Annotated in this window: 28 protein-coding genes and 1 other annotated feature; of the genes, 22 read left to right on the top strand and 6 right to left on the bottom strand. The window is 57.1% G+C overall.

The genetic code is table 11. The annotated features are described in order from the left end of the window. Window positions 1-15: 15 nt before the first annotated feature. From ACFFSY_RS05430 to ACFFSY_RS05395, 8 genes are all read left to right on the top strand, one after another. Window positions 16-234, top strand: coding sequence for a hypothetical protein (locus tag ACFFSY_RS05430; RefSeq protein WP_377491045.1), 219 nt, complete (start codon window positions 16-18; stop codon window positions 232-234). A 178-nt stretch (window positions 235-412) separates the two neighbouring features. After that, a complete protein-coding gene (locus tag ACFFSY_RS05425; RefSeq protein ID WP_377491042.1) occupies window positions 413-2377 on the top strand; it encodes a stalk domain-containing protein in 1965 nt (654 codons plus the stop codon). Window positions 2378-2535: 158 nt separating this feature from the next. Beyond that, the gene (gene yidD / locus ACFFSY_RS05420) at window positions 2536-2769 is read left to right on the top strand and encodes a membrane protein insertion efficiency factor YidD (RefSeq protein ID WP_377491039.1); all 234 of its coding nucleotides are present in this window, start codon (window positions 2536-2538) and stop codon (window positions 2767-2769) included. 47 nt (window positions 2770-2816) lie between these two features. After that, window positions 2817-3080 (top strand) — a binding site (T-box leader). A gap of 50 nt (window positions 3081-3130) precedes the next feature. Further along, a complete protein-coding gene (metG, locus tag ACFFSY_RS05415) occupies window positions 3131-5137 on the top strand; it encodes a methionine--tRNA ligase (RefSeq protein ID WP_377491037.1) in 2007 nt (668 codons plus the stop codon). 143 nt (window positions 5138-5280) lie between these two features. Beyond that, on the top strand, window positions 5281-6297 hold the full coding sequence (locus tag ACFFSY_RS05410) for a metal ABC transporter solute-binding protein, Zn/Mn family (RefSeq protein WP_377491034.1): 1017 nt from the start codon (window positions 5281-5283) through the stop codon (window positions 6295-6297). Between the two features lie 37 nt (window positions 6298-6334). Then, complete coding sequence (locus tag ACFFSY_RS05405; RefSeq protein ID WP_377491031.1) at window positions 6335-7144, top strand: metal ABC transporter ATP-binding protein; 810 nt, start codon at window positions 6335-6337, stop codon at window positions 7142-7144. Then, window positions 7132-7932 (top strand): metal ABC transporter permease, encoded by an 801-nt coding sequence (locus ACFFSY_RS05400; RefSeq protein WP_377491028.1) that lies wholly within the window; start codon window positions 7132-7134, stop codon window positions 7930-7932. Before ACFFSY_RS05405 ends, ACFFSY_RS05400 begins: the two co-directional genes overlap by 13 nt. Before the next feature lie 22 nt (window positions 7933-7954). Continuing rightward, entirely contained in the window at window positions 7955-8668 is a 714-nt protein-coding gene (locus ACFFSY_RS05395) for a cytochrome c biogenesis CcdA family protein (RefSeq protein ID WP_377491025.1), read from the top strand. Here the strand turns inward: ACFFSY_RS05395 and splB are convergent. Then, window positions 8665-9735 carry a spore photoproduct lyase gene (gene splB, locus ACFFSY_RS05390; RefSeq protein ID WP_377491022.1) on the bottom strand — a complete coding sequence of 357 codons (1071 nt, stop codon included), beginning with the start codon at window positions 9733-9735 and terminating at the stop codon, window positions 8665-8667. The genes ACFFSY_RS05395 and splB overlap by 4 nt on opposite strands. Window positions 9736-9979: 244 nt before the next feature. Between splB and mntR the strand changes: the two genes are divergently transcribed. Both mntR and ACFFSY_RS05380 read left to right on the top strand, forming a co-directional pair. Further along, window positions 9980-10402, top strand: coding sequence for a transcriptional regulator MntR (gene mntR / locus ACFFSY_RS05385; protein ID WP_377491019.1), 423 nt, complete (start codon window positions 9980-9982; stop codon window positions 10400-10402). Window positions 10403-10571: 169 nt separating this feature from the next. Further along, window positions 10572-11513, top strand: a complete 942-nt coding sequence (locus tag ACFFSY_RS05380) for a patatin-like phospholipase family protein (protein WP_377491016.1) — start codon at window positions 10572-10574, stop codon at window positions 11511-11513. Here ACFFSY_RS05380 and ACFFSY_RS05375 read toward each other — a convergent pair. Together ACFFSY_RS05375 and ACFFSY_RS05370 are read right to left on the bottom strand one after the other, a co-directional pair. Beyond that, the gene (locus ACFFSY_RS05375) at window positions 11510-11800 is read right to left on the bottom strand and encodes a hypothetical protein (RefSeq protein WP_377491013.1); all 291 of its coding nucleotides are present in this window, start codon (window positions 11798-11800) and stop codon (window positions 11510-11512) included. The two genes, ACFFSY_RS05380 and ACFFSY_RS05375, sit on opposite strands and share 4 nt — an antisense overlap. A 36-nt stretch (window positions 11801-11836) precedes the next feature. Further along, complete coding sequence (locus ACFFSY_RS05370) at window positions 11837-12808, bottom strand: DUF1385 domain-containing protein (protein ID WP_377491010.1); 972 nt, start codon at window positions 12806-12808, stop codon at window positions 11837-11839. Between the two features lie 160 nt (window positions 12809-12968). Between ACFFSY_RS05370 and ACFFSY_RS05365 the strand changes: the two genes are divergently transcribed. The 5 genes from ACFFSY_RS05365 to ACFFSY_RS05345 all read left to right on the top strand — a co-directional run bounded on the left by ACFFSY_RS05365 (window position 12969) and on the right by ACFFSY_RS05345 (window position 17157). Then, entirely contained in the window at window positions 12969-13493 is a 525-nt protein-coding gene (locus ACFFSY_RS05365; protein WP_377491007.1) for a YqhR family membrane protein, read from the top strand. A gap of 67 nt (window positions 13494-13560) precedes the next feature. Further along, entirely contained in the window at window positions 13561-14013 is a 453-nt protein-coding gene (gene aroQ / locus ACFFSY_RS05360; RefSeq protein ID WP_377491589.1) for a type II 3-dehydroquinate dehydratase, read from the top strand. A 37-nt stretch (window positions 14014-14050) separates the two neighbouring features. Then, a complete protein-coding gene (locus tag ACFFSY_RS05355; protein WP_377491004.1) occupies window positions 14051-15124 on the top strand; it encodes a M24 family metallopeptidase in 1074 nt (357 codons plus the stop codon). A gap of 35 nt (window positions 15125-15159) precedes the next feature. Further along, complete coding sequence (gene efp / locus ACFFSY_RS05350) at window positions 15160-15717, top strand: elongation factor P (RefSeq protein WP_377491001.1); 558 nt, start codon at window positions 15160-15162, stop codon at window positions 15715-15717. Window positions 15718-15903: 186 nt separating this feature from the next. Continuing rightward, window positions 15904-17157 carry an aspartate kinase gene (locus tag ACFFSY_RS05345; protein WP_377490998.1) on the top strand — a complete coding sequence of 418 codons (1254 nt, stop codon included), beginning with the start codon at window positions 15904-15906 and terminating at the stop codon, window positions 17155-17157. 84 nt (window positions 17158-17241) lie between these two features. Here the strand turns inward: ACFFSY_RS05345 and ACFFSY_RS05340 are convergent, their stop codons facing one another. From ACFFSY_RS05340 to comA, 3 genes are all read right to left on the bottom strand, one after another. Next, entirely contained in the window at window positions 17242-17703 is a 462-nt protein-coding gene (locus ACFFSY_RS05340) for a DUF441 domain-containing protein (protein WP_377490996.1), read from the bottom strand. A 109-nt stretch (window positions 17704-17812) separates the two neighbouring features. Next, window positions 17813-18496, bottom strand: coding sequence for a 2-phosphosulfolactate phosphatase (locus ACFFSY_RS05335; protein ID WP_377490992.1), 684 nt, complete (start codon window positions 18494-18496; stop codon window positions 17813-17815). 69 nt (window positions 18497-18565) lie between these two features. Continuing rightward, window positions 18566-19432: a phosphosulfolactate synthase gene (comA, locus tag ACFFSY_RS05330; protein ID WP_377490989.1), complete on the bottom strand. Its 867-nt coding sequence runs from the start codon at window positions 19430-19432 to the stop codon at window positions 18566-18568. A 225-nt stretch (window positions 19433-19657) separates the two neighbouring features. Between comA and ACFFSY_RS05325 the strand changes: the two genes are divergently transcribed. The 7 genes from ACFFSY_RS05325 (at window position 19658) to spoIIIAF (ending at window position 24244) form a co-directional block, all read left to right on the top strand. Further along, complete coding sequence (locus tag ACFFSY_RS05325) at window positions 19658-19924, top strand: YqhV family protein (RefSeq protein WP_377490986.1); 267 nt, start codon at window positions 19658-19660, stop codon at window positions 19922-19924. Window positions 19925-20084: 160 nt separating this feature from the next. Further along, a complete protein-coding gene (spoIIIAA, locus tag ACFFSY_RS05320; protein ID WP_377490983.1) occupies window positions 20085-21092 on the top strand; it encodes a stage III sporulation protein AA in 1008 nt (335 codons plus the stop codon). Next, window positions 21085-21603, top strand: a complete 519-nt coding sequence (gene spoIIIAB, locus ACFFSY_RS05315; protein WP_377490980.1) for a stage III sporulation protein SpoIIIAB — start codon at window positions 21085-21087, stop codon at window positions 21601-21603. Before spoIIIAA ends, spoIIIAB begins: the two co-directional genes overlap by 8 nt. Window positions 21604-21618: 15 nt before the next feature. Then, window positions 21619-21822, top strand: a complete 204-nt coding sequence (gene spoIIIAC, locus ACFFSY_RS05310; protein WP_110043494.1) for a stage III sporulation protein AC — start codon at window positions 21619-21621, stop codon at window positions 21820-21822. 32 nt (window positions 21823-21854) lie between these two features. After that, window positions 21855-22259, top strand: coding sequence for a stage III sporulation protein AD (gene spoIIIAD / locus ACFFSY_RS05305; protein WP_377490977.1), 405 nt, complete (start codon window positions 21855-21857; stop codon window positions 22257-22259). Continuing rightward, window positions 22256-23485 carry a stage III sporulation protein AE gene (gene spoIIIAE, locus ACFFSY_RS05300; protein ID WP_377490974.1) on the top strand — a complete coding sequence of 410 codons (1230 nt, stop codon included), beginning with the start codon at window positions 22256-22258 and terminating at the stop codon, window positions 23483-23485. The genes spoIIIAD and spoIIIAE overlap by 4 nt, the downstream gene beginning before the upstream one ends. A 27-nt stretch (window positions 23486-23512) precedes the next feature. Beyond that, window positions 23513-24244 carry a stage III sporulation protein AF gene (gene spoIIIAF / locus ACFFSY_RS05295; protein WP_377490971.1) on the top strand — a complete coding sequence of 244 codons (732 nt, stop codon included), beginning with the start codon at window positions 23513-23515 and terminating at the stop codon, window positions 24242-24244. Window positions 24245-24250 lie beyond the last annotated feature (6 nt).

Below are 24250 nucleotides of genomic sequence, written 5' to 3'. Positions count from 1 at the left end.
GGAGGATGATTATACGTGTGGCAGCAAATTTGGTTTCTCGTTAATATGGCCTTTGTCGCGCTGTTGATTTTCTATATGTTCGCGCACCGTACGGTTACGATGAAACGTATGGAGGGGCAGCCGGAGCCGCTTCGCAAGGCGATTCTTACCCGGAACATCGCGGGCATTCTGACAGCCGTGGCGTTCGTATGTATGGCGGCAAGCTTCCTGATTAATATGCGCGTTAACGGCTGAAGAGGCGGTCGCATCCTATTCTGAGAAATGTGTCCATATGATGTCTTTTCGACAAGAGAGCGAAACTTTATCGCTCTTTTTGACGTTTAAGTTGGCGTGGGTTTGATCGGCAGACGCCTTGGCGCATTCTGCCATGAACGAACAACAGCGTGCAACTAGCAGAAGAAGGAGACGGGACATGAAATCTTTGAAATGGTTGCTGAGTTTGTCGCTGCTGGCCGCACCGATCGGTGTCGTCGGCACGAAGGAAGCAGTGGCCCAAGGGGCGGATAATCAGCTCATACTGCAGCTGAACAGCAAGATGATGATCAAGAACGGCGTCAGCTCCATGTCGGCCCAGCCGGTTACGGCGAAGAGCGGCACGTCGTTCATTCCGCTCAAGTCGGTAGCCGACCAATATGGCTATAAGGTTTCGTATGATCCCAAGACGAGAGAATCCGTCGTGAAGAGTGCGCTGCACGAATTCCGATTCAAGGCAGACCGGAAGACGATCACACGAGACGGCAAGGCAGTCAAAGCGCCGCTTGCGCCATATGCGCAGAACGGCTCGATGATGGTGCCGATCCGCACATGGTCGAATATGACCGACAGCCAGCTGAATTTGACGGGCGTGACGATTACGCTCGCATGGAGCACGAAGCCGACGGCGAACTTCGAAGTCGCGCCGATGAAGATTTACGCGGGCGAGACGACCGTGACGTATACCGATCGATCGTCGAATCAGACGGGACGGCCTTTCGTGAACGAGCTGTGGACAGGCAAAGAGGAGATTTTCAACGAGGTAGGCCTTCATACGATTACCCGGCAGGTGCAGGATGTGACGGGCGCATGGAGCGATCCGTATTCGGTCACGATTCAAGTGCTGCCGCCGAATCAACCGCCTGTGGCGGATTTCAAGGTGGAGCGCGAGGAGTACCGGATCGGCGAGAGAATTTTGTTCACCGACCTGAGCACGGATGACGAGAACGCGATCGTGAAGACCAAATATATCGGCCGTCCGGATAACGATGCCTTCTTCGAAGCCGGCGAGAAATCGATCACGCTCGAAGTGACGGACAGCCATGGGCTGACTAGCTCCGTGACGAAGACGATCACCGTGACGGAGGATGTACTCTATACAAAGGAAGAATTCGGCCGTCTATTCGCGAATGTCGGCGATAAGTTCACGGTTAATGGATCTGCCGTATTACAATACCCTTCGATTAAATACGCCATTCAGTCGGATACGGCGCAGCTGGTGCGCAGCAATAGCCCGGAGACGCTCATCAGCGAAGGGATCGCCTACGAGGATCAACTAACGGGTCCCGTACGCTTCCTGTTCCACAACTATAACCAGATCGGCTATCCAGTCCGCATGTATCTGCTCGCGACGAACCGCGGCAGTACGTCGGTCAACGTCAATACGAGTTCGTATGGCATCGGCGGGCCGGATGGCTATGTGGAGAATACCGGCAAGTTGTCGGTTGTCCGCTACCTGCAGTCGATTGCGAATAACGCCTCGCCGAATTGGACGAACGTGAAGCCGGGCCAGACAGTCGTGCTGCTGCCGGAGCTTGGCAAAGTGCCGATCAAGGCGAATCAGATCTATTCCGCCTATGCGGATCTGTATTCCGATAAGGAGCTTGTCTATGACGTCGTCGTCGTAGCCGCGGACAAAGATCCGATCGCCTATCTTCCGTGGCTGTCCGTCATGCCGCGGGACGGCAAGCATGTGCGCGGGACGTTCAACAACGCGAACCGGACGATCGAGATCAGCGATCAGCTCGGTTACGAGGCGAACCGAATAACGCTTGGCGACCGTACGATGGACTCGTACCTCTTCGGTTACGATTACACGAGCGGCGTCAACGAGCTAAACGTCGGCAACTTCGGCGTTATGTACACGATGAAGCTTGATCATGTCGCGCCGAACACGGTCATCGCGCTGAATCCGCGCGGCGGCGTTTATACGGGGGCGTTCCTCGTGAACGGCCAGCTTGTGACGGTGACGAACAAGTCCGTGCTGCTGAACAACAGCGAAGCGGCCGTCTTGTATCGAACAGGAAGTACGGAAGAATCGGTTGAGATCAAATTCACGTTGGCGTCGGGCAGCTTCCTGCCGCTTGCGATGTTGTTCCTGCCGATGCCGGAAGTCAGATATTAAACGCGAATAGCCCTTATTCATTCCTCTTACCGGTCATGACTGAAGCCCGCCGACTCCAATCGGCGGGCTTCTTTTTGCACCGCGGCGCGGATGTGCTTTCTCGGCGAGAATAGGTTACAATAATCGTACGCATTAGCTTGGGGAGAGAGGATTCATCCATGCGGAAAGTAGTACAGGGGCCGATCCATTTCTATCGCAAATTTATTTCGCCGCTCAAGCCGCCGACCTGTCGGTTCTACCCGACCTGCTCCGCCTATGCATTGGAGGCGATCGAGAAGCACGGGGCGGCGAGGGGCTCATGGCTAGCCGTGAAGCGGATATGCCGCTGCCACCCGTTCCACCCAGGCGGGCTCGATTACGTGCCGCCAGCTGCCGAGAAGCGGCGCGCTTGACAGCGGTTTGTCCTATTCGGTATCATTTGGAACAAGAGCATTCCATACCATATTCAATGAACGGATAAGTACACGAGATAGGTCCTTCTCAGAGAGCCGGGGCAGCTGCGAACCGGCAAGGAGCCGCTTGTGGAAGATGGTCCGGGAGAATCCGCTTTCGAACCGCATGAGTCGGCAAGGGAGCGGCGTGTCGGCCGCGTTACAGGTCATCCGCTCGCTGCGCACGGCACGAGCGATACATGAGCTTTCGCCCGATAGGGCGGGAGGAATTTGGGTGGTACCGCGTGAGCTTACAAGCTTTCGTCCCATACGGGATGAAGGCTTTTTATTTTGTCCATTAACCCATGGAGGCGATTAACCAATGAGCGACAAGAACCAGACGTTCTATATCACGACCCCGATTTATTACCCGAGCGACAAGCTCCATATCGGCCACGCGTACACGACGGTGGCTGGCGACGCAATGGCCCGCTACAAGCGGCTGCGCGGCTATGATGTCTGGTATTTGACCGGAACGGACGAGCATGGACAGAAGATCGAGCGCAAGGCGAAGGAGAGCGGCAAATCTTCGCAGCAATTCGTTGACGATATCGTCGTCGGCATTCAGGAGCTATGGCGCAAGCTGGACATCTCCAACGACGATTTTATCCGGACGACGCAAGTGCGCCACAAGGAAGCGGTCGCCAAGATATTCGATCGCCTGCTGAAGCAGGACGATATCTATAAAGGCGAATACGAGGGCTGGTACTGTACCCCTTGCGAGTCGTTCTTCCTGGAGCGCCAGCTGGTGGATGGCAACAAGTGTCCGGACTGCGGCCGCCCGGTCGAGCTCGTCAAGGAGGAGAGCTACTTCTTCCGGATGAGCAAATACGCGGACAGACTGCTTCAATTCTATGAAGAGAACCCGTCGTTTATTCAGCCGGAATCTCGCAAGAACGAGATGATCAATAACTTTATCAAGCCGGGTCTTGAAGATTTGGCGGTATCCCGCACGACGTACGACTGGGGCGTCAAAGTCGAAGGCGATCCGAAGCATGTCATCTATGTTTGGATCGATGCGCTGTGCAACTACATCACCGCGCTCGGCTACAATTCGGCCGACCCGAGCCAATATGACAAGTTCTGGCCTGCGGACGTGCACCTGGTCGGTAAGGAAATCGTCCGTTTCCACACGATCTACTGGCCGATCATGCTGATGGCGCTCGACCTGCCGCTGCCGAAGAAAGTATTCGCGCACGGCTGGATTCTCATGAAGGACGGCAAAATGTCCAAATCCAAAGGCAACGTCGTCGACCCGGTCACGCTGATCGACCGTTACGGCCTTGACGCGCTTCGTTATTTCCTGCTCCGCGAAGTGCCGTTCGGCGCGGACGGCTTGTTCACGCCGGAGAGCTTCGTGGAACGGGTCAATTTCGACCTGGCGAACGACCTTGGCAACCTGCTGAACCGCACGATCGCGATGATCGGCAAATATTTCGACGGCGAGATTCCGGCTTACGACGGCAGCGTCACTGCGTTCGACGCGCCGCTTGCCGAGCTCGCAACGAGCACCTCGGCCCAAGTTGAGGCGGCGATGGACAACATGGAGTTCTCCGTGGCGCTGACGCAAATCTGGCAGCTGGTCAGCCGTACGAACAAATACATCGACGAGACGCAGCCTTGGACGCTGGCGAAGGATGAGGCGAAGCGGGGAGAACTCGCATCGGTCATGTACCATCTGGCGGAGTCGCTGCGGATCATCTCCGTGCTGCTGCAGCCGTTCCTGACGAGCACGCCGTCGCGCATTCGCGAGCAGCTGGGCTTGCCGGACGAGACGCGCTTCTCCGGATGGGAGAGCGTCAAGTCGTTCGGACTGCTTCCAGGAGGCACGCGCGTCGCGAAGGCAGAGCCGATCTTCCCAAGGCTGGACGCGGAGGAAGAAGTGGCTTACATTGCAGCTGCGATGAAGGGCGGCACTTCTGCGCCAGCGGAAGAGAACCCGACAGCCGCAAGTGCTCCGGCTCAAGCCCAGGAACAGGCGGCAGGCGCAGCAGTCGAGCATAAAGACGAGATCACGATCGACGATTTCGCCAAGGTCGAGCTGCGCGTCGCGCAGGTCATTGCCGCCGAACCGGTGAAGAAAGCCGACAAGCTGCTGAAGCTCCAGTTGGATCTGGGTTACGAGCAGCGTCAGGTAGTGTCGGGCATCGCGAAGTTCTACACGCCGGAGCAGATGGTGGGGCGCAAGGTCATTTGCGTTGTCAATCTGAAGCCGGTGACGCTAAGAGGCGAGCTGTCGCAAGGGATGATTCTGGCGGCGTCGCATGGCGATCAGCTGACATTGGCTACGGTGCCGGATGACATGCCCAATGGCGCGATTGTGAAATAATAGTGAACGTCCTAGGCGGCTGCACGCATGCGTGCAGCCGCCGTTTCGTTGACAAGGTGAACAGCGGTCGATATAATGTGAAACGTAAGTCTTACGATTAACGTTTTTGGTTATACTGAGATATTGTTCATTTTATCCACGATATGAGGTGCAGGTTTGTGAGAAGATGGCGTAAGGGCAATGTGTTGACGGCGGCTGTGCTGGCCGCTTTAATGATTGTAATGGCGGGCTGCGGCAAGAATGAGGCGGCTAGCGGACTGAAGGACGATCAGATGAATGTCGTGACGAGCTTCTACCCCGTGTATTTCCTGGCGAAGTCAATCGGCGGCGATGCGGTGAACGTCGTGAATTTGATTCCGGCCGGCGTCGAGCCGCATGATTGGACGCCCAAGAGCCAAGATTTGAATACGGCATCCAAAGCGCAGCTTTTGCTGTATAATGGGGCTGGGCTTGAAAATTGGGTGGAGGATTTTCTGCAGGGACTTCCGAAGAACAGCACGCTCAAGACGAAGGCGGTCAGCGACGGAATCAAGCTCATCGAGGCTTCTGGCGAAGACGAGGAGCACGAAGGCGAAGAGCATGCCGCCGAGGAGAACGGAGCGCACGATGTGGAAGAGCATGCGCACGAACACGCCGGCGATCATGACCCGCATACATGGGTAAGCCCGCGTTCGATGCTCGTGATGGCCGATAACGTACTGAAGGCGCTGAGCGAAGCGGATGCGGCGCATCAAGCTGATTTCGAAGCGAACTACAAGGTGCTTCAGGAGCGGCTTGCGAAGTTGGACGGCGATTTCACCTCCAAGCTTGGCGCCGTGAAGCAGAAAGACATTGTCACGACGCACCAGGCTTTCGGTTATCTCGCCCGCGACTACGGGCTGAATCAAGTCGCGATCATGGGCCTATCGCCAGACGCGGAGCCGAAGGCGCAAGATTTGCTCGAGATTGCGAAGTTCGTGAAGGCGAATGGCATTACCTATATTTTCTTCGAGGAGCTTGTTTCGGATGAGCTGGCCAACACACTAGCACGGGAGACCGGCGCGAAGACGCTAGTGTTGAATCCGGCCGAGGGCTTGACGAAGGCGCAGGAGAAGGCGGGCGACGACTATGTTACCCTCATGGAACGTAACTTGGACAATCTGCTCAAGGCGCTCCAATAAGCAACGAGACCTATGACAGACAAGGAGGCGGCGGCCAATGCTTAACGTTATCCAACAGCCGTTCTGCCATCAGAACATTATCGAAGTGAACGATCTGTCGTTCGCATACCAGCAGAAGCCTGTGCTCTCGAACTTAAGCTTCGCGGTGCAAGAACGCGATTTCGTCGGGCTAATCGGGTCGAACGGCGCAGGCAAGACGACATTGCTCAAGATGATCGTCGGCCTGCTGAAACCCGACAGCGGCAGTATCAAGCTGTTCGGCGAGCCGATTGAACGGTTCCGCCAATGGAACCGGATCGGCTACGTGCCGCAGAAGAACAGCTTCAACCCGTTGTTCCCGGCTACGGTGCGGGAGGTCGTGCTCTCCGGCCTATACAATAAGAACAAGCTGTTCAAGCGGGTGACCCGAGCGGATCATCTGAAATGCGACGAGGCGCTGCACGCGATGAACATCGAGGAATTGGCTTCCAAGCGGATCGGCGAGCTGTCCGGCGGCCAGCAGCAGCGTGCTTTTCTTGCAAGAGCCTTGATCAACAATCCGGCGCTGCTTATTCTGGACGAGCCTACCGTCGGAATCGACGCGGAGACGCAGCAAGGATTTTTTCACTTGATCAAGCATATGCATCAACATCATAACATCACGTTTCTTCTCGTGTCCCATGATATGGATTGGGTTCGGTCTTATATCGGGGAACATCCGAAACAGGAGAGCGGAAAGATCAAGCTGTACGTGAAACACTCCCACGAGTTGGAGGACTGCCGCGAGACCAATTTGACGCACAGCCTTAGGGAGCTGCGGCAGCGGTCGGAGAACGGGAAAGCGAGCGTGTCCAGTTGGAAATCTTAACAAGCGAATTTTTTCAAAGAGCGCTGATCGGCGGCATGCTGATTGGCGTGACAGCCCCGCTAATGGGGTTGTTCCTCGTGCTGCGCAGGCTGTCGATGATCGGAGACACGCTATCTCACGTTTCGATCGCCGGTGTTGCGCTCGGGTTCATTATCGGCGTCTACCCTCTAGGGGTAGGTCTCGTGTTCGCGCTAGCGGCCACCTTCGCGATCGAGAAGCTCCGCAAAGCGTACAAGTCCTATGCGGAGCTGTCCATCGCGATCATCATGTCCGGCGGTGTTGCGCTGGCGTCACTGCTGTTCTCGCTGGAGTCGGGGCCGGGCATTAACGTGGAAGGCTATTTGTTCGGCAGTATCTATACGCTGGACGATCTGGATCTCATGCTGATCGGCATCGTGACGCTCGTCGTGCTTGTTGCGGTCGCGCTCCATGCCAAGGAACTGTTTCTCATTTCGTTCGACGAGGATGCGGCGGCGGTCAGCGGGTTGCCCACGAAATACTTCAACATGATGATCAGCGTGCTGACCGCGCTCGTCATCAGCGTCTCGATCAAGATCGTCGGCGCGCTGCTCGTATCGGCGCTGCTTACGATACCGACCGCCTGCAGCCTCGTGTTCGCCCGAAGCTTCAAGCAGTCGGTCGTGACGGTGGTCGTCATCGCGGAGATTGCCGTCATCGCCGGATTGACCATCGCTGGCGTTTGGAATTTGGCGCCGGGCGGCACGATCGTCATGCTGCTGATCGCGATGCTTCTGCTGCTGCTAACCTTCCGAAGACGCAAAGCTTAATGCCAGGTGGGAGTGGATACACATGTCTGACGTAAATATTTGGATGGCGTTCGGGGCGGGCTTCGCCTCGTTCATCTCGCCATGCTGTCTGCCGCTGTACCCGTCGTATTTGTCGTACATAACCGGCGTTTCGGTGACGGATCTCAAGAACGATAAGCCCGGCGCCAGCATTCGAATCAAGACGATGACGCATACGCTGTTCTTCATTCTCGGTTTCTCCATCGTCTATTACACATTGGGCTACGGTACGAACGCGTTCGCTGATTTGTTCTCCGAGTATCAGTCGCTCATTCGGCAATTATCGGCTGTTCTGATTATTCTCATGGGATTGATTTTGACGGGATTGATCCAACCGCGCGTCCTGCTGAAGGAGCGTAAGTTTGACATGCGGATGAAAAAATCCGGCTACTTCGCCTCGTTTATTTTCGGTATCGGCTTCTCGGCCGGTTGGTCGCCATGTACGGGACCGATCCTCGCGGCCATTCTGGCGATGGCCGCTTCAGAGCCGGGCACCTGGTTCCAGCTGACGACCGCGTATTCGCTCGGCTTCGCGATTCCGTTCTTCGTGCTGGCGTTCTTCATCGGCACGGCTCGCTGGATCGTGAGATATTCCGCGATCATGATGAAGGTCGGCGGTGCCGTCATGATCTTGATGGGCTTCCTGCTCTTCACGGACCAGATGACGCAGATTACGATCTACCTCAACGGCATTACGCCGGAATGGCTGAAGTTCTAAGTGAAATAATCGATCGTTGCATCGGGAAAATGGTCAAAGATGCGCTCCGAGATAAACATGCGGAGCGCATCTGCTTGTTCATCGGGGTATACGTATTTCCCTTGCCCCCAACGGCCCCATTTGTACTTGCGCTTCTCGATGTCCATCTCAAGCTTCGTCTTCGGGTAGCGCTTCTCGATCACGCCTTTCGCCGTCTTCGTGAACCGGTGCTGGATAAGCTCGAACGTTAGGCCTGTGTGCGCCTCCTGCGGCAGCGCCTCGGCTAGGGAGGCGAATAGCTCGGCATACCCATCCTCCCAGCCGTCGTGCCAGATAATCGGCGCAACGATGAAGCCGAGCGGATAACCGGCTCGCGCGATTTTGGCGGCGGCTTCGATGCGATCCTCGAACCGGGAAGTGGAAGGCTCGAAATGTTTGATGACGTATTTGTCGTTCACGCTGAACCGGATGCGCGTATGGCCATTATGACGCAGGTCGAGCAAGGAATCGACATGATGGAACTTCGTAACGAAGCGAAGACGTCCATGCTCCTGATCCGCCATGAACTCGATGAGCTCCGCCAGACTGCCCGTGATCGGCTCAAGGCCAACCGGGTCCGACGTACAGGCCGCTTCGAAGCGGGTTACCTCCGGCGCACGTTCGACGATGTACTTTCGTGCCGCTTCGATGATCTCGTCCGTGTTGACGTAGACGCGGATATACGGCTTCGCTCCGAGCGTCGTCTGCAAGTAGCAATAATGGCAGTGGCCCATGCACCCGGTCGCGATCGGAATGGCGTATTCGGCGGAAGGCTTGGACGTATCGAACTTCAGCGTTTTGCGTAAGCCGACGACGAGCGTACGTTTGGCGATTTTATACTGCTCCAGCTCGGATTCTCCGGGCAAATTCGTGATCCGGTTGTGAGATGTCGTCATCCGGTAAGGAATGCCGGTTTTCTCCACCCACTCCATGATACGCTTGCCTTTCGGATATTCCAGGGCGGCCGGCTCGAAGTAGACAAGCTCCGGCACGAACGGCGATGCACCCTTGGGGGCAGCGGCGGGACGCTCCAGCGTGGTTGTGCTCATTGCGGCTTTCCTCCTTAAGCAGAATCTGTGCTCGCGGCTAGTTTGCGCTATGACAGGAAGGGGCAAACATGGAAAGTTCCGCTCGAGGTTGCTTCCGGCATCGACGGCATTGTATGATACATAGAGTGAAAAAGCGGGAATTCCGCTTGATAAGGACAAGCCGCACGCTTCGGGAGATAAGGGCCGCGGCATGAACGCGATCGAAGCGCAGCGTAAGGACGATGGTTGAATGGGGGTTCTTTCAATGCCGACGCCAAGCATGGAAGACTACTTGGAGCGCATTTATAAGCTTATTGACGAGAAAGGTTACGCGCGCGTATCCGATATAGCGGAAGGACTGGAAGTGCATCCCTCCTCCGTGACGAAGATGATCCAGAAGCTGGACAAAGACGATTATTTGATCTACGAGAAGTATCGCGGCCTCGTCCTGACAAACAAAGGCAAGAAGATGGGCAAGCGGTTGGTCGACCGGCACCAGCTGCTGGAATCGTTCTTGACGACGATCGGTGTCCAGGAAGCCAACATCTATGCCGACGTGGAAGGAATCGAACATCATTTAAGCTGGGATTCCATCACATGTATCGAGACGTTGGTCGAATACTTCCGGCGCGATCCGCAGCGTCAGGAAGATTTGCGCTCGCTTCGCTCAGAGCTGGATAACGAATAACCACACGGCTTCGGCCGCCCGCCCTTTCTAGGTGCGGGCTTTTTTTATTGGCGGATGCTGTCACGGGCACAACCAGTGCCAAGCTTCGCGCGCATATATATGACCTGACGCTTCAGGGCGAATAGCCGACTTTCGGGATCGGACGCGCTGAGGAGGCAGGGGGTAAGCGATGACGATGATCAACGCCGTCTTCGAAGGCGGAGGCGTGAAAGGGATTGGTTTGGTAGGCGCGATCAAGGCGACGGAGGAGCGGGGGATCGCCTTCGGACGGGTGGCCGGCACTTCGTCGGGTTCGATCATTGCGGCATTGCTAGCTGCCGGCTATACGGCAGCGGAGCTGAAGCAGATCGTAGAAGGGACGCCGTTCCGGGCGTTTCTGAGCCGAGGAGGGCTTTACCGGATGAAGCTGGTCGGCCCGGCTGCGAGATTGTTTATTAAGGGTGGTCTATACAGCGGTGAGGGGCTAACCTATTGGATGACGAGCCTGCTCGCGGCCAAAGGCATCCGCACGTTCGATGACTTGCCCCCAGGCAGGCTGAAGATCGTGGCTTCCGACATTACGAACGGCAAGCTGCTCGTCCTTCCGGACGATATCGCGGATTATCAGCTGGATCCTGGCCGCATGCCGGTGGCTGCCGCTGTCCGCATGAGCGCAAGCATTCCGTACTTCTTCGATCCGGTTCGGCTGCGTTTACCAAGGCCGCAACGCTTGGACAAGGGCGCCCGACGGATGTGGGCGTATATCGTGGATGGCGGGCTGCTCAGCAACTTCCCGCTTTGGCTGTTCGATCCAGAACAAGGCGAAGGGGGAGCGAAGATGCCTGTTGTCGGCTATCAACTCGTCGGAAAAAACGAAACCGAACCCCGTGTCATCCGAGGTCCGGTTACGATGTTTCAAGCGATGTTCGAGACGATGCTGCAAGCGCATGACGAGCGGTATATCGAGAAGCAGAACCGCGAGCGCACGATCAAGATCCCGACGCTCGGCATGCGTTCGACCGATTTCGAACTCACGCTAGAGGAAAGCAATGCTTTATACAAGTCCGGTTACGACGCGGCCCGGGCGTACTTCGGATCTCCGGACTGCCGTGTGTTCAGACCGTATGTCTAATGATATTTCGGCAAGTTGTCGTCATCCTTGCCGCCTTCGATGACGCGGAACGGCATCGTCTTCCGCGTCTTCGGCTTGCTTTGTGCCGGCTGCTGCGTTCGCGTGTGGGGTTTGGCCTTCGGCTTGGCGCGCCGGCTGCGCATCTGGTAGAAGTACGCGGCGAAGATCGCGCCGAGCACGATGACCGGAAGCAGCAGTCGTCCGGGAAAAAAGATCAGCTGATAGACAAGACCTAATCCGGCGAGAACTAAAACGGCGACGAACAGAGGACTCATTTTTCGCGGCATAACACTCACCCTTTCTCCCGATGTTAACCTGAACGGTTAAGCGGTTTTACCCATTTGGCGGTCCATCTCCAGCATGCGTTCGAACGAGGCGATCGATACGGCCACCTGCTCATCATTCGGTTCCTTGGTCGTCAGCTTCTGCAGCCACAGGCCAGGATAGCCCAAGTAGCGGAGCACGGGGATTTCGCGCAGCGCGTTCGTGAAGCGAAGCGTCTCATAGGACACGCCCAGCACGACCGGCAGAAGAAGAATGCGAATGTAAATCCGCTCCCACAACGAATCCCACGTAAAGAAGGAATAGATAACGACCCCGACGAGAACCGAGAAGACGATGAAGCTGCTGCCACAACGGTAATGCAAGCGGGTGAACCGCTGCACGTTCGCGACGGTAAGCGGCACGCCGGCCTCGTAGGCGCTGATGACTTTATGCTCTGCGCCGTGATACTGGAACAGCCGCTTGACGATCGGCGTTAAGGAGATGATGTACAAATAGGTAAGGAGGAACAGAATTTTAATAATACCTTCAATCAGGTTGTGTACTATTCTATTCGAGAAGGTTTGTCCAAAGATCAATTCTTCCACGACCGCGGGAACGACCGTGAATACGAGCTTGCCAGCAATAAAGGACAAGATGCCGGCGACCGTCACGCCGACGATCATGCTAAGGCTCCAGCCGCTCTTCTCCGGCTTGTCCGTATTGGCCGCCGGCGCTTCCTCGTCTTTCGTTTCGTCCTCCGCATAAGCCTCCATGGAGAAGTTCAAATGCTGGGAACCTTTCGCGCTGGATTCGAGAATGCCGACAATGCCCCGAATGAGCGGGATTTTCTTTAATTTCTGCAAGAAGGGCTGCGATGTGCGTGGAACTTCGTAGAACATGATCTCGTTGTTTTTGCGCCTAACCGCCGTGACATTGACATGCTTGCCTGCAAACATGACGCCTTCGATGACGGCTTGCCCCCCATAGATATTGCGCGGCTCCTGCGACAAGGGCGAATCACCATCCTTCATGATCAAATCTTCTTCTATTGTACTTGATTCGCGTAACGATTGCGAGCGGCATCCTTTACCGCAGCCCCCTCCGAAGAGATCGTTTATTGACGTGGAAAATGCGCCATACTAATCCGGTAGCAACGAATACGGTTTAGATACAACAAGGAGGTCGCAACGGGTGCGAGCTACACACAGACAGGTCATGCGCAGGCGTCGGCACAGAACGAACCCGCTCTTGTTCGGACTTAACCTGGGTTTCTTCGCGGGCTTGATTTGGGGCACGCTGCGCTGGCTGCTCTACAACATGAATTTTACGAACACGCTGCCGGGTTTCATGCTGGACCCGTTTTTTCTCGCCGCGTTCTTGAAATCAGGCTGGGGACAGCTCATCGGCATCGCGAGTTTTATTGTATTTTCGATCGTGGCGACGTTTCTGTATATGTTCCTGCTCGGCCGATTCAGAGGGCCATGGGCGGGGATTGTTTACGGCGTAATATGGTGGGGAGTGCTGTTTATCGCGCTCGGTCCACTGCTCGGCATCGTGGAGCCAATTCGCCAGATCGGGTACAACACGCTGGCGACCGAGCTATCGGTGTTCGCGTTATGGGGCGTTTTCATCGGCTACACCCATGCGTTCGAGTACCATGACGAGGCGTCGAGAGAGCCGATGATGACGGGTGCGGGACGGGCGGGAGCGAGATAAGCTACTTCTCAAAGCAGGGGTCAATGTGGTAAAATGGCAATTGATCTATGCGCCGGGGAGGTACCTGATGCTATCCATACTCGTATTAAACGGACCGAACCTGAACATGCTCGGCGTTCGCGAACCCGGTGTTTACGGCACCTCCACGCTGAGCGACATCGAGTCGCTGCTGCGGGAGACCGCGGCGAATCTAGGCGTGACGCTGTCGTTTTATCAATCGAATCATGAAGGTTATCTTATTGACCGGATTCACGAGGCTTACGGACACGTAGACGGGATCGTGATCAACCCTGGCGCGCTGACGCATTACAGCTACGCGCTGCGGGACGCGCTCAGTACGGTAGCGATACCGTTCGTCGAAGTGCATCTCTCCAATATCCACAAGCGCGAGCCGTTCCGGCATGTTTCCGTTACGGCCGAATTGGCGGTCGGGCAGATTGCGGGCTTCGGCGCACAAAGCTACGTGTTGGGCCTGACCGGCCTTGTCCGCCATCTGGAGACGGCCGGCGCGAAAGGCTGAACCCCATAGCGCGAAGGCCATGGAAAGGGTGGAGGATATGACGACCAAACGCGTAACCGGTATTCGACAGCGCATGAGCGAGCTTGGCCTGGACGGCCTGCTGGTGACAAGCGCGGTGAACCGGCGTTATGTAAGCGGATTTACCGGGTCGGCCGGCGTACTGCTGCTGACCGGGACGCAGAACTATCTCGTAACGGACTTCCGTTACCGAACCCAAGCGCCTGAGCAAGCGCCCGCGTTCACGGTTGTCGAGCACGGCGTCAAGCTGCTGGACTCCGTCGCGGAGCTGGCGGGCGCCGCTGGCGTGAAGCGGCTCGGCTTCGAGCAGGATCACGTCGTCTTCTCCGAGTATATCGCCTGGAAAGACGGTTTGGCCGGCATCGAGCTTGTCCCGGTATCCGGTGTGATCGAGAAGCTGAGAATGTTCAAGGATGAGGCGGAACTTGCCGTCATGCGCGAAGCCTGTGCATTGGCGGACGCCACGTACAAGCATATCCTAAGCGTGATCAAGCCTGGTTTGCGGGAGAGCGATATCGCGCTGGAGATGGAGACGTTCATGCGCAAAGGCGGCGCTTCCGGCCCTTCGTTCGACACGATCGTTGCTTCTGGCGAGCGTTCTGCGCTGCCGCACGGCGTGGCCAGCGACCGGATCGTCGGTAACAACGAATTCGTGAAGCTCGATTTCGGCGCTTATTACAACGGCTATTGCTCGGATTTGACGCGCACGGTTGTCGTGGGCAAGCCTACCGAGAAGCATCAAGAGATCTATGCGATCGTGCTTGAGGCGCAGATGACGGCTCTGGCCGGCATCAAGCCTGGCATGACTGGACGCGATGCGGATGCGTTGGCGCGCGACGTTATCGCACGTTATGGCTACGGGGATCACTTCGGCCATGGCACCGGACACGGGCTGGGCATGGAGATTCACGAATCGCCGCGTCTATCGAAGATGAGCGATACCGTGTTGGAGCCGGGAATGACCGTAACGGTCGAGCCGGGCATTTATTTGCCGGGCTTCGGCGGTGTCCGCATCGAAGACGATATCGTCATTACCGAGACCGGCAACGAGCGGTTGACGGCTTCGCCGAAAGAACTACATACGTTAACGTAAGATAATGGTTTACTACCTTTAGGAGGGAATTTGCAGTGATTTCAGTCAACGATTTCAAAACAGGCCTGACCGTCGAAGTGGACGGCGACATTTTTACAGTTATCGATTTTCAACACGTTAAGCCAGGTAAAGGCGCGGCATTCGTCCGCTCCAAGCTGAAGAACCTTCGCAACGGCAATACCGTCGAGCGCACGTTCCGCGCTGGCGAGAACATCGGCCGCGCGATCATCGAGAACCGCGCCGTGCAATACCTGTACAACTCCGGCAACGAATATTCGTTCATGGATAACGAGACGTTCGACCAGTTCACGCTCGAGAAGAAGCAGCTTGAGTGGGAAGTGAACTTCCTCAAAGAAAACATGACGGTTAACATCACGAGCTACCAAGGCGAGATCATTGGCATCAACATGCCGAACAGCGTCGACCTGAAGGTTGTCGAGACGGAGCCAGGCGTGAAGGGGAACACAGCGCAAGGCGCAACGAAGAACGCAACGGTCGAGACTGGCCTGAACGTGCAAGTGCCGCTTTTCATCAACGAAGGCGACGTGCTGCTCATCGATACGCGTGAAGGAAAATACATCTCCCGCGCATAATTATGCAATGGCGGCCGTCCGGGTTGTACTCGGGCGGCTTCGTTTTATGTATGGACCGGTACCGAAAATGGCGCAGTATAGCGGATTATGTCGATTTGGCGTATATCCAAATAGGGATAATTGTGCTATAATTTGACCTTGTATAACGTTAAAGAGTTAAAGTAATCGTTGGGGAGTGGATCAGCGGTGTCGTTGATTGTGATGAAGTTCGGCGGCAGCTCCGTCGGCACGACTGAACGGATGCAGCGTGTCGCCAAACGGATTGCCGACTATAAAGAAGCGGGTCACCGGGTTGTTGTGGTCGTATCCGCGATGGGCGATACGACGGACGATTTGATCGACCAGTCGAAACTATTAAACCCAAATCCGCCGGCGCGCGAGATGGATATGCTGCTGACAACGGGGGAGCAAATTTCGGTCGCCCTTCTGTCGATGGCGATCCATGCGATCGGTCATCGCGCGGTATCGTTCACGGGCTGGCAGGCAGGCATTCGTACGGAGGCGATTCATGGCAAAGCGAGAATTTCGGATATCTCGCCGAGTCGTATTTTCGAAGCGCTTGACGCGGGTAATGCCGTCATCGTGGCGGGTTTCCAAGGCATGACGGACGACGGCGAAATTACGACGCTCGGCCGCGGAGGATCCGATACGACAGCCGTGGCGCTGGCAGCTGCGATTCAGGCGGACGTGTGCGAAATTTATACCGACGTGGACGGCGTCTATTCCACCGACCCGCGGGTCGTGAAGTGCGCGCGCAAACTGGACGAAATCTCGTACGACGAGATGCTGGAGCTGGCTAACCTTGGCGCAGCTGTTCTGCATCCGCGTGCGGTAGAATATGCGAAACATAACAACGTGCGGCTAGTCGTGCGTTCGAGCTTTACACAGAACGAAGGAACGACGGTGAAGGAGGAAGCGGTCATGGAACAAGGAGTCGTCGTACGCGGCATCGCGTTTGACAAGAACGTAGCAAGAATCAGCATCTTGGGCGTGGAGGATGAGCCGGGCGTATTGGCGAAAGTGTTCGGGGCGCTCGCGGACGGCGGCATCGACGTCGACATTATCGTGCAGAGCGGCGTGCTCGGCGGCAAAGCGGACTTCTCCTTCACGGTCTCCAAAGACGACCAGGAGAAAGCGACGCAAGTCGTGGAGAGCATCCGGGCTTCCGTTCCTTACCGTGAAGTGACGTCCGAAGTCGACCTCGTGAAAGTATCGATCGTCGGCGCAGGCATGGTCAGCAACCCGGGCGTTGCAGCCAAAATGTTCGACGTGATCTCGAAGCTCGGCGTCAGCATCAAAATGGTCAGCACCTCCGAAATCAAGGTGTCTTGTGTCATCGCTGCCGAAGGCGTACAGGACGTCATCCGCGGCTTGCACACGGCCTATGGCTTGGACACGGCGGAACAAGTATTCGTCGGCGGGCCGCAAGACCGTCGTTAATCCACATCACAAGCTTGACAATACGAAGCCAGCCACTATCTTCGCGGGACGCGAATGAGAGTGGCTGGCTTTTTTGGTCTGTCGCTAGAATCGTCCTCCAATGAAGGTGAACAGTTTGAACAACACGGCGGTAATACCAGCAGCCATCAACGGGCCGACGGGGATGCCGCGGAAAAATACGATGCCAATGATGGAACCGACAACGAGACCGACGACCAGCTGGGGGTCGAATTTGAGCATTTCCAGTCCTTTGCCGTTTACGTAAGTAGCGAGAGCGCCGCCAGTTAGCGCCAGAATGCCGGGCCAGGAGGTCAACGCGCCTGTAATATCCTTGGTGGAGATGCGGCCGGAAGCGAAAGGGACGAGCACGCTGAAGGTGAGAAACAATAACCCGAGCTCGAGTCCACGGCGTTCGATGGTCGGTAAGTAACGTTCCAGATGAACCAATTTGACGATTAGCAGCACGCATGCTGCCGTCGAGATGATCGGCGATCGGCCGATCAAGCCGATAATGATGAGAATGACGAGAATGACTTGACCGTTCATGGCTGTCCGCTCCTTGGCTACGAATGTCGCTTGACCTGCCGGCTGACGGCAGGCATGCGTCGTGCGTTAGTAGATTGTATGGAACAAGCCATGAGGATATGTCAGCTCGTCAGCCTATCACGAGCGTATCGCCCTGCAGCCGCGGCACCGCCTCGCTGGCATCGACCTGCGCGCAGCGTTCGATCTCGCGTGCGCAGCCCAGCTTCAGAAGCCGTTTGCCCGTAGCGCCTTGCAGCATCGTCTCGGCCAAGAACGGGCGGGAATCCCGGTAGAAGCCGCGCATGGCCGCGCCAAAATCGTTCGTCTCCGTCGGGATGCCGAGCGCTTGCAGACGGTCGATGATGAGCCCGGCGCACAGGCCGTCCTCGATCGCGAATTCGTCGTGGCTGCCCGCGCAGAGGATGACCACGTCACGGCGCAAATCGGCGGCCGCCTTGGCGCAAGCCGACGCGTTCAGCAGCGAGCCGGCCAAGACATAATCGGCGCGCAGCGCCTTGTGCAGGGCGCGCGTTCCGTTCGTCGTCGTCAAGATGATACGGCGGTCCTTCACCGCATCGGGCGTGAATTCGAATGGCGAGTTGCCCAGATCGAACCCTGCGATCTTGCGGCAGAATCGCTCGCCGGCCATGACGTCGCCCGGACGCTGCAGCGCTCTGGCTTCCAGTACCGTCTCGACAGGCATGATGCCGGCTGCGCCGGCCTCAAGGGCAGTCACGATCGTGCTCGTGGCCCGCAGCACGTCGATGACGATCGCCGTTCGCTGCGTAAGCCGTGCTTCTCTAGCCTCATTCACGGAAGATACCACTTCAATGTGCATAATCCTACTTAGACCGCCTTCCTCTATCGCCCGGTTTACGGGCATCTAAATCATATACTCGATCCTTTTCCGATAGTCGGACAGTTGTCCGAAGCCGAATGTATCCGATCGAAGTCCGCGACGCATTGTCTCGAGCGCGAGCGCGTCGCCTGGTGGAATATTGCCCAGATGGACGCCGGCGCCGAAAATTTGCAGCAGCAGCACCTGCTGGTGCTTCAGCGGCGCCTCCCACATCAGCCGGCTAGGGTCCGAGACGAATCGGCAAATCCCTTCGAGCATATCTTCCCGGCAGTTGCCATGTTCGTCGAACACCCCAACGCCGACGCCCGACTCGCGGGCCTCCACGGTAACGTGATCCGCGCCGGCGGCCAGATCGGCTTCTGCCGTTTCGGCCAGGTCGGCGGCGTCGACGAGCGAACCAGAGAGCTTCTTGCCATACTCGGTTACGACACGCAGTCCGTTACGGAGTCCTTCTTTGATGAGCGCAGTCCGCAAGCTGCGGTTCAGCTCGATCGTGCCGTCGGACACTTCGATGGCGTTGAAGCCCAGCGTGCATACCGCTTCGAAAAACTCCGGAACGACCTCTTGCCTGACCGCGGCTTCGAGCAGCGTTCCGCCCGGCATGATCAGTAGTCCGCGCAGCTTTGCCTGCTCGATTTTGTGGAGGAGCAGCTCGGTCTTCGAGAGAGGCGCTGTGCCGAATCCGATTTTGATGCAATCGATATAATCGCCGACAGTCTCCAATAAATCCGCGAACCCGTGACGCCCAAGCCCTTTATCGATAATCATCGTTTGGCCGCGTCCGCTCGTACGGTCCGCGCCTTGCTTGTGAGCAGCCTGCGCGCCGGCTTCGCGAAGACCGCTCGGATCCAGCAGGGCAGGCGGCCATATTTTTCGCGTCAATTCGTTCATGCAGCATTCTCCTCGCTTAAAAAACTCTCTTCCTCTTGCTCCAAAGACATGAGCATCTTATGCATCGTCTTCCGGGCGTGTGCCCGCATGGACAAACTGGTCGCAAGGTGGACAAAAATCGGCATGAAGAGCAGACAAGCACGCATACACTCTATTAAGAACGCGACAACCGATAGCGAAATACCAGTTTGGCAGAATCAGAGATAGGAGAGGAGGAAACGGCTTGTGATCAATAAAATCGTGCTTAGTATGGCGACGCTGCGCATTATTTCCGGCTCGATCGAAATATGCGCGGCGCTGCTCATGCTGCGTCTGAATCAGATCGACAAGGCGCTCGTCGTCAACTCGTCGCTTGCTTTTGTCGGTCCGCTTATTCTTATTGCCACGACGACGATCGGGCTGGTTGGGATGTCCGATAAGCTGTCGTTGTCCAAGCTGGCATGGATCGTGGCGGGCATTGCATGCCTATTAATCGGGATTCTCAAAAAATAGCTTGCGGCTCCTCTGGTTGACGTGGAGGCCGCTTGCGGTCGCGGCGGGCGGACAGGCCGGTGTCATAACCAGCAGGTTGTCCGCATACGATGGGGAAGCAAGAGAAGCGGGCATGCGCGATGCGCATCGCGGCTAGATTGGATCGGGAGGGACGAACGAAATGCTGACACGCGTCGTGCATCTGCTGCCGGGGGAGCTTGCGGCTGTGCTAGAACGAATGCCGGATCACGTGAAAGACAAGCTGGAAGAGATCCGCATTCGGGAAAGCCGCCCCTTGGAGATCGGCTTCGACGGCGGCTTCCGGTACATTGCGCCTGATGGCACGCCGATGTCGCGACCGGATGGCGCGTACCGGCCAACCGGCGATCTATGCCGGAAGCTATTGGAGCGCGTGACGAACTATTCGCTGTATGCGATGGAGGAAGAACTGCGAAGAGGCTACATTACCGTCGCAGGCGGTCACCGGATCGGGATCGCCGGACGAACGGTTCTCGAAGGCGGACATGTCCGGGGCATCCGCGATATCGGCGCCTTTAACATTAGGATCGCTCGGGAAGTCATTGGCGCATCGGCCAAGCTTCTCCCGAAGCTGCTCGATTTCAACCGTCGTTCCGTGCTGCCCGCGCTGATCGTGGCACCTCCCCAGCAGGGCAAGACGACGCTGGTGCGCGATATCGCGCGCGCGGTTAGCGCAGGTCTCTGGGGCCATGCTGCAGCGGCGGGCTGGGAAGGGCGCAAAGTCGGGATCGTGGACGAACGCTCCGAGATCGCCGCTTGCGTGCGAGGCGTACCGACCTTCGACATCGGGCCGCGAACCGACGTGATGGACGCGTGCCCAAAAGCCGAAGGCATGATGATGATGCTCCGCTCGATGTCGCCGGATGTGCTGATCGTCGATGAGATCGGCCGACCGGAGGATGCCGAAGCGATACTGGATGCGAGTCATGCGGGCATTGCGGTGATTGCGACCGCGCATGCCAAAGATCTGGAGGAAGCCAGAGGACGTCCGGCGATCGGGCGTCTGCTGGCGGCGGGCGCGTTCGACGTGTGCGTCGAGCTGCGCAAGAGCTCGGACGGGCTGTCAAGCCGGGTTGTGCGCGCATTGCCGGCGGCGCGAAGTCCGTCGCCCCTGGAGCGGGCGCCGGCGGGAGGGAACGCGCATGGTTAAAATGATCGGCGCGGTTCTTATCCTGTTCGCGGGCACGATGATCGGTTTCCAGCAGGCCTCCCGATTCGCGAATCGCCCGCGCCATATTCGGCAGCTGATCCATGCGCTGCAGCGGCTCGAGACGGAGATCGGCTACGGCTACACGCCTCTGCCCGAGGCGGTCGCGCGCACCGCTGAACATATGCAGGGCGCGATACGCGCCATGTTTCGAACCGTTAGCGACACGCTCCAATCGGACAAGGAATACAGCTTCCGGGAGTGCTGGGAGCAGGCGGCTGTCTTCCATTGGCCGCACACCGCGATGAAAGCACCGGAGCGTGCCGCCTTCATACGTCTTGGGTCCTCGCTTGGCATTAGCGACCGGGACGACCAAATCAAACATTTGCGGCTTGCGGTCCAGCAGCTGCAGGCGGAAGAGGAGGCGGCGAGAGACGATCAAGCGCGGTATGAGAAGATGAGCAAGAGCCTCGGCGTCCTAGTTGCCGCGCTTGTCGTCATTTTGATCGTTTAGTGGGGTGCCGCAGGGATGAACATTGATGTTAGCGCCATATTCCAGATCGCGGGCATCGGCATCATCATCGCGATGATTCATACGGTGCTGAAGCAGATGGGCAAGGAAGACATGGCGCATTGGGTAACGCTGATCGGATTTGTCGTCGTGCTGTTCATGGTCGTCCGGCTGCTGAATGATCTGTTTCAAGAGATCAAGACGATTTTTCTGTTCCAATGACGGATAACGGCAGACTAGGCAGGTGAACCCGGATGGAAATCATTCAAATTGTCGGACTCGGTTTGATTGCGGCCGTGCTCATTCTCGTCATTCGGGAACAAAAGCCGATGTTTGCCTTTCTCTTGGCCGCATTTACCGGACTTTTCATCTTTTTGTACATGATCGGCAAAATCGAAGCCGTAATTACGGTCTTGGAATCGCTCGCCGAGCGGTCCGGCATCCCTTCCATTTATTTAAAGACGATTCTGAAAATCATCGGCATCGCGTACATCGCGGAGTTCGGCGCCCAGATCGTCCGGGATGCGGGACAAGAGAGCGTGGCATCCAAGATCGAATTTGCGGGCAAAGTGCTCATTCTTGTGATGGCCGTGCCGATCATCGGCGTCATCGTTGAGACGGTTATCGGCCTGCTGCCGGCAGGGAGTGGTCAAGGATGAGGCGCTTATGCAGGGTGTTCGCCGGATTGATCCTGCTGGTCGTGATCTTAGGCGCTTGCAGCCCATCGGCCTGGGGGGCGCCGGCAGCTGCTTCGCCAGAGCAAGGACCGAATGACGCCGCGAAGGAGATCGGCCCGCAAGAGCTTTCGGAAGAGGAACTTCAGGGCATCGACACGGCGGCGGTCGAATCGTATTGGAACAAACTGATGGCGGAATACGGGGGATTGTTCCCGGACCGCGAAGTGCCGAGCTTTATGGAGATGATCATCCCCGGCGGCGAAGGCCTCAAGTTAACAACGGTGCTCCGGGGGTTGTTCGAATATGTGCTGCACGAAGTGCTATATAACGGCAAGCTGCTCGTGACAATCGTGCTGCTGACCGTCTTTAGCATGATTCTGGAAACGCTGCAGACGGCGTTCGAGCGCAACACGGTCAGCAAAGTGGCGTACAGCATCACCTATATGGTGATGATCGTCATCGCGGTGAATAGCTTCAACGTGGCGATCGGCTACGCGAAGGATGCCATCAGCGGGATGATTCAATTCATGATGGCGATGATTCCGCTTCTGTTGGCGTTGCTCGCCAGCATGGGGAACGTCGTTACGGTAACGGTGATGCACCCGCTGATCATTTTCATGATTCATGCCGTGGGGACCGTCATCTACACGATCGTATTCCCGCTGCTGTTCTTCTCGGCGGTGCTGCACATCGCAAGCGCGGTGACGGACAAGTTCAAGGTGACGCAGCTGGCCAACGTGCTGCGGAATTTCGCGGTCGGACTGATGGGCATCATGCTGACAATCTTCTTGGGCGTCATCTCGGTCCAAGGCGCGACGGGTTCGGTGACCGATGGGGTGACGATGCGAACGGCCAAATTCGTTGCCGGCAATTTCGTGCCGGTTGTCGGTCGAACGTTCTCGGATGCGGCGGATACGGTCATGTCGGCGTCCCTGCTTGTGAAGAATGCTATCGGTCTGGCCGGTGTCATCATTCTCATTCTGCTCTGCGCGTTTCCGGCGATCAAAATATTGACGCTGGCCTTAATCTACAACGTATCGGCGGCGGTGATGCAGCCGCTCGGCGACAGTCCGATCGTCGGCTGTTTGCAAACGATCGGCAAAACGCTCATTTACGTTTTCGCCGCGCTGGCTGCGGTCGGGCTTATGTTTTTTCTGGCCGTGACGATTATTCTAACCGCCGGCAATGCGGCCATTATGATGCGGTGACCGCAAGTAGGAAAGGAGGGGATCGTCATGTTGGACTGGCTGGCCGGCTGGCTGAGGCAGATCATCGCCGTCGTGCTGCTGGCCGGCATCGTCGACTTGCTTCTTCCGAATAAAGCGATGCAGCGTTACGTCCGGCTAGTCGCCGGCTTGATCATTCTGCTGACGATCCTCTCCCCGATCATGGGCGTGCTTCAAGGGGATTTCGGCACGAAGCTGCACGAGAGCTTCGACGCTTGGCTGACCAGCGCGCCGGACAACAAATACAAGATGCCGACGCTGCAGGACATCCAGCGTGACGCCGAAGAGATGAAGCGCAAGCAGGAGGACGCCGCGGCGGCGCTGACAGAGAAGAACCTTGCGGCCGCGATGGCGGAGGAGATCACGAAGAAGACGGGGCTTGCCGTCGAACGCGTGAAGGTAAGCTTGGACCGGGGGAGCTCGTCGAAAGAGCCAGAACTTGCGTCGGTGGCGGTCGCGCTGTTCCCGCCTCAAGAAGCGGGGAGCTCCGGCGAAGGCGCGGCACATCCGATCGGAGAGGTGGAAGTAGACGCGGTGAAATCCGTTGAGATCGGCGTGAACGGGGATAACGTGGCGGATGAGGGAAGCGAATATAAGGGGGAAGAGCGGCAAGAAGCGGTCGAAACGTTCTCTCCCGTGGACCAGCAGCGCGCAGCAGCAGTGCGCCAGGCCCTAAGCGACGGATTCGGCGTGCCCCCCAAGATTGTGAGCATAAGCGGCCTCGAGCCTATCCGAAGCTGAGGCGGG

The organism is Paenibacillus aurantiacus (assembly GCF_042431225.1).
Classification (GTDB): domain Bacteria; phylum Bacillota; class Bacilli; order Paenibacillales; family Paenibacillaceae; genus Paenibacillus_Z; species Paenibacillus_Z aurantiacus.
This window is presented reverse-complemented; position numbering and strand designations above follow the sequence as displayed.